Raw genomic sequence first — 4,913 nt, 5'->3', positions numbered from 1 at the left:
CAGGTCGCCGTGACGACGCGCGGGCCGATCACGTAGCCGCCGTCGATCGCCTCGCGCAGGCCGACGTCGTCGAAGTCGGCCGAGCCGACGTTGCGGATGGTCGTGAAACCCGCCTCCAGCGTCTTCTTCGCGTTGGCGACCTGCACCACGCTCCAGAAGCGATCGCTGTATTCCAGGCTGTTATAGCCGCCGATCTCGGCCAGGCCGTCGATATGGGTGTGCATGTCGATCAGGCCCGGCAGCAGGGTCGCGCCTGGCAGGTCGACGACCTTGGCCCCCGTCGGAACCGCATCGCCCTTCTTGCCGACGCTGGTGATGCGACCGTCGGTGACGATCACCAACGGGTTGTCGACATACTTGCCGCTGGCCACGTCCAGCAGCCGCGCGGCGCTGACCGCCTCGACCTGCGCCGCGTTCGCCGCGCCCGCCGCCAGCACGCCCGCCGCCAACACCGCGGCCTTGATCCCCTCACGCATTCGATCCGTCCCCATCCAACTTGAGCGGAGGACGCTAGCACGCCCGCGCGCGCCGTCGAGCCTCCACCCGCTCGCCGGATCTGACCGAGCCCGGGAACCTTCGGCGACACCAGCCGCATCTGGCCTCCGCGGACGCCTATCCAGCCCAGATGAAAGCCAGCGTCGGCACGTCGCGGCGTCAACAAGCCGTCATACTTTAATCGTATAGATACACGCGTCTCATTTGCATTTTTTATATCTTCGTTCGTCAAGGGGGCTTCACGAACGTCGCATCGCAAACGGGATCCAGCCTCGCACAGCTCTTCCCTGAACCGCCTCCTTGCCGGGCTTTTCAGGGCGTTAACCCGTCGGTGATCGCCGACGGGAGGGGGACGGCGCGCGCCTTGAGCGGGCGTCGGGACACAATCAACGGAGTTATCCATGTTCGACCCGCCATCGCGTCTCAAGCTCGCGGCCCTGACCGGCGTCAGCGTCTTCGCGCTCGCCTTCGCTCCGGCCGTCCACGCCGAGACGGCCAATACGCAGGCCCCGAAAGCCAAGGCCAAACCCTCCGCCGACGACGCCGTCAGCGAGGTGGTCATCACCGGTCAGCGCCTGTCGACCGCCAACTCGATCCAGGATCAGAAAAAGGCCACCGGCGTCGTCAATGTCATTTCCGCCGACGATCTGGGCAAGCTGCCTGACGCGAACGTGGCCGACGCCCTGGCCCGCATCCCCGGCGTCAACGTCGTCGTCAATCAGGAGACCGGCGAAGGCGAATACGTCTCCATCCGCGGCCTGGCCAGCACCTACAACGCCTATTCGATCAACGGCGTGCGCGTGGCGCTGACGGACGCCAGCTCGCGCAAGATGTCGATGACGGTCCTGCCGCCCAACGGCCTGAAGGCGATCTCGGTCAACAAGACGCTGACGCCCGATCTGGACGGTGACGCCATCGGCGGCTCGGTCAACTTCGTCACCCCGACCGCCTTCGACTTCCGCAAGCCCACCCTGCGCGTCTTCGCCTCCTATGGCCTCAATGACCGCGCCCAGAAGCAGGACGAGCCGGCCGGCAGCGGCCAGATCCAGATCGACGGCGCGCGCAAGTTCGGCGATGGACGCTTTGGTTTGTTCGGATCGGTCTATTACGGCAAGAGCCACTACACCAACGAAGAGTCCGAGAACGACGGCGAGTGGGAGCCCTACCGCTGGCGCAAGGACTCGATCGAACCGATCGACAGCCGCTCGATGTATCTGCCGGGCATCGACCTGGACTTCCGTCGCGGCGAACAGGAGCGCTTTGGCGGCAACTTCTCGGCCGACTATCAGATCGACCAGCACAACTTCTATGTCCGCGGCCAGTACGCCAAGCTGAACCGCACGGGCACCAATGACTACACGGACTTCCGCAGCCGTCCCACCAAGCGCCTGACGCAGGTCAACCTGGAAGACACGACCCTTCTGCAGCCGGAGCAGATGATCACCGGCCGCGATGCGGTGAAGGGCAACATCTACGGCTACACCGTCGGCCAGATCGTCGACACGGACAAGGACGGCCTGATCACCGACGCCGACCGCAAGTCGGGCAACTCGTACTGGTCGCTGTTTGGCCGTTCGGGCGTGTGGAACCCCAAGGCGTTCCAGTTCGCCCGCACCCATGAGTCCCAGGACCAGGAGTCCTCGCTCTACACGATCAACGCCGGGGGCCAGAGCCGCTTCGAGCGTCTGACGCTCGACTACGACCTCAGCTACTCCTATGGCGAGAAGGGCACGCCGCTGTACTACGGCATCGGCTACAACTGCGATAAGTGCTCGACCGATCCTATGTTCAACTCGACCGGCATCCTGTGGTCGTCGGCCGATCCGCGCTTCCCGCTGGCGCAGCTTCCGGCCTATGCGGCCAATGTCGATCACCGCGACGATCTGCTGCCGTTCGACGGCGCGTCGATGAACAAGGACAAGCAGTCCGACGCCCGCACCGCGCTGAAGTTCGATGCTCGTTATGAGATGGACGGCCTGATCGACTATGTGAAGGGCGGCTTCAAGTATCTCAAGTCAGAGCGCGAATATGACTCCACCCCGATCTGGGAAGGGGACTTGTCCGGCACGCCGCTGAACGGCAAGTCGCTGGCGGCGTCCGGCCTGGTCGAGCGTCAGGTCGATGGCTTCTTCAAGAACCGCTACTACTATGGCTCCATCCTGAGCCGCGAACGGGTCATCACCGCGGTGAACGCGGCGCGCGCCGCCAATCCGGTGTCCTATTCGACCGCGGACCTCAGCAAGGACGACAAGAAGGGCTCGGAAACCATCTATGCCGGCTATGCGCTGGCCCATGTCAGGTCGGGCAATCTCGAAGTCGTCGGCGGCGCCCGCGTCGAACACACCAAGGTGGAAACCACCGCGTGGATCACCGACGCCACGACGTCGGGCTTCGGCAAGACCAACCGCGACTACACCAACTTCCTGCCCAGCATCACCGCTGTCTACCGTCAGGGCGAGACCCTGGTCTATCGCGGCGCGATCTGGACCAGCTTCTCGCGTCCGGAATATTCGAACATCTCGCGCGGCGAAAGCGTGACCCGCGATCCCGCGACCAAGGAAATCATCGCCATCAGCCGCGGCAATCCGGACCTGAAGCCCGGTGAGTCGGTCAATTTCGACCTGTCGGCCGAATGGTATCCGGATCGCTCCAGCGTGGTGTCCGTCGGCGTCTTCCACAAGAAGATCAAGAACTTCATCTTCACCAACGGCCGCTCGGTCAACGCTCCGACCAAGGAAGGCACGATCACCATCACTCAGCCGCAGAACGGCGAGGACGCGACCCTGACGGGCGTGGAACTGAACCTGATCAAGTCGTTCGAAGGTCTTTCGGCGCCGTTCGACGGCTTCGGCGTCGAGGCCAACGTCACCTCGCAGACGTCCGAGGCCGAAACGGGCCTGGACTATCGTCGCGGCCATCCGATCACGTTCCTGCAGGCGCCGGACCTGATCTACAACACCTCTCTGACCTATCAGAAGTACGGTATCGAAGCCAAACTCAGCTATCAGTATCAAGGCGCTTACATCGAAGACACGCGCGACAACGCGGTCGACAAGTGGGTGCAGCCTAACAAGTCGCTCGACCTGCATACCCGCTACAACATTCGCCAGGGCCTGACGGTCGACTTCGACGTTCAGAATATCCTGGATGGTCACCGTTACTATACGACCAAGGGTAAGAACCCGACCTATCAGAAGGACTACATGGAGCCGGGCCGGAACTTTATCCTGCGCGTCGCCTATTCCTACTGATCAGACTTAATCTTTTTCCTTGCCCTTCCGGCTCGCGCCGGAGGGGCTTTTCTTTGGCCTCCCGGCGAGTGACTGGCCCCCGAGCCAAGGTCTGTTTGAGTTTCCGGTCCCGATTTGTATGGTCCGGGTCAGTCACCTGTCGAAGAGAGAATCATGGCCGTTTCGCCTGACGATGGCGCCGAGCGTAGCCGCCGCCGTGAAGCCGGCAGCCTGTCGATCGGGGCGCTGAAGGCCTTCGTCACCGTCGTCGATCAAGGCTCCTTCTCGCGCGCGGCCGCCGTGCTGGGCGTTTCCCAGCCAAACATCTCCAATCAGATCAACGCGCTGGAACAGATCTGCGGCGTTCGGCTGCTGAACCGGCGCACCCAGAACCAGAACCTGACCGACGCCGGGCGCGAGCTCTATACGCGGGCGCGGCTGGTCATCAGCCGCGTCGACGATTTCGAGATGACCGCCAATCTATTCAGTGGATTGAAGCGCGGACGCATGTCGATCGGCTTTTCGACGCCGCCGGCGACCATGCAGCTGATCAGTCAATTCAGGCGCACCTATCCGGATATCGAGATTTCCACCCGGCTGGGCAATACGCGCTCCCTGACGCAGGATGTGATGGAATGTCGGGCCGATGTGGCGATCATTTCGCTGCTGGAGCCCGATCCGATCCTGGCCTGCCACCTGGTTTTCGAGCAGTCGCTCAACCTGATGGTGCCCGTCGATCACCCCTTCGCCCAGCGCGCTCACATCGAAGCCCGTGAGCTGGGCGGTCTGCCGCTGGTTCTGCGGGAGGAGGGCTCGGTGACGCGCGCCCTGACGGAAATCGCGCTCGGTCGAAGCGCCGCCAGCGTGGAAAGGGGCTTCATCGTCGAAAGCCGTGAAGCGGTTAAGGAAGCCACCGCCCACGGCATCGGGTTCGGCTGTATTCTGGATGGCGAAATCGGACACGACGTCCGACTGAAGGCCCTGCCCGTCCACGGCATGCCCCGCACCGGCGGCGTTTACATCGTCACCTTGCGTGAAAACATGGAAATTCCAGCGGTTTCAGCCTTCATTCGCCTTGCTGGACTAAAGGGAACCGCACTATAACAATATCAAATGTCATCGCATGATGGATTTGATATTTTTATGACAAACCCCGCCCCCGCCCTGCTTAACGAGATCCGCGACATC

The 4,913-nt window shown here is 62.8% G+C and carries 4 protein-coding genes; 2 read left to right on the top strand and 2 right to left on the bottom strand.

The window, feature by feature from the left end:
* Positions 1-476, bottom strand: a 476-nt coding sequence (locus WC739_RS24535; protein WP_372955584.1) for an amidohydrolase family protein, incomplete at its 3' end; no start/stop codon positions are given.
* A gap of 420 nt (positions 477-896) precedes the next feature.
* Between WC739_RS24535 and WC739_RS24530 the strand changes: the two genes are divergently transcribed.
* Positions 897-3,746 (top strand): TonB-dependent receptor, encoded by a 2,850-nt coding sequence (locus WC739_RS24530; RefSeq protein ID WP_372955583.1) that lies wholly within the window; start codon positions 897-899, stop codon positions 3,744-3,746.
* Between the two features lie 132 nt (positions 3,747-3,878).
* Here WC739_RS24530 and WC739_RS24525 read toward each other — a convergent pair whose 3' ends face one another.
* Entirely contained in the window at positions 3,879-4,001 is a 123-nt protein-coding gene (locus WC739_RS24525) for a hypothetical protein (RefSeq protein ID WP_372955582.1), read from the bottom strand.
* A 24-nt stretch (positions 4,002-4,025) separates the two neighbouring features.
* Here WC739_RS24525 and WC739_RS24520 point away from each other — a divergent pair, with 24 nt between their 5' ends.
* A complete protein-coding gene (locus WC739_RS24520) occupies positions 4,026-4,829 on the top strand; it encodes a LysR family transcriptional regulator (protein WP_372955581.1) in 804 nt (267 codons plus the stop codon).
* The last annotated feature ends 84 nt before the right edge of the window (positions 4,830-4,913 follow it).

It is taken from the genome of Mesorhizobium sp. (assembly GCF_041661565.1).
Classification (GTDB): domain Bacteria; phylum Pseudomonadota; class Alphaproteobacteria; order Rhizobiales; family Rhizobiaceae; genus Mesorhizobium.
Note: the sequence above shows the minus strand (reverse complement) of the source record. Positions and strands in the feature narration are given on the sequence as shown.

Coding starts and splice junctions, on each gene's coding strand:
- WC739_RS24530 (WP_372955583.1), top strand. CDS start 897: ATGTTCGACCCGCCATCGCGTCTCAAGCTCGCGGCCCTGACCGGCGTC.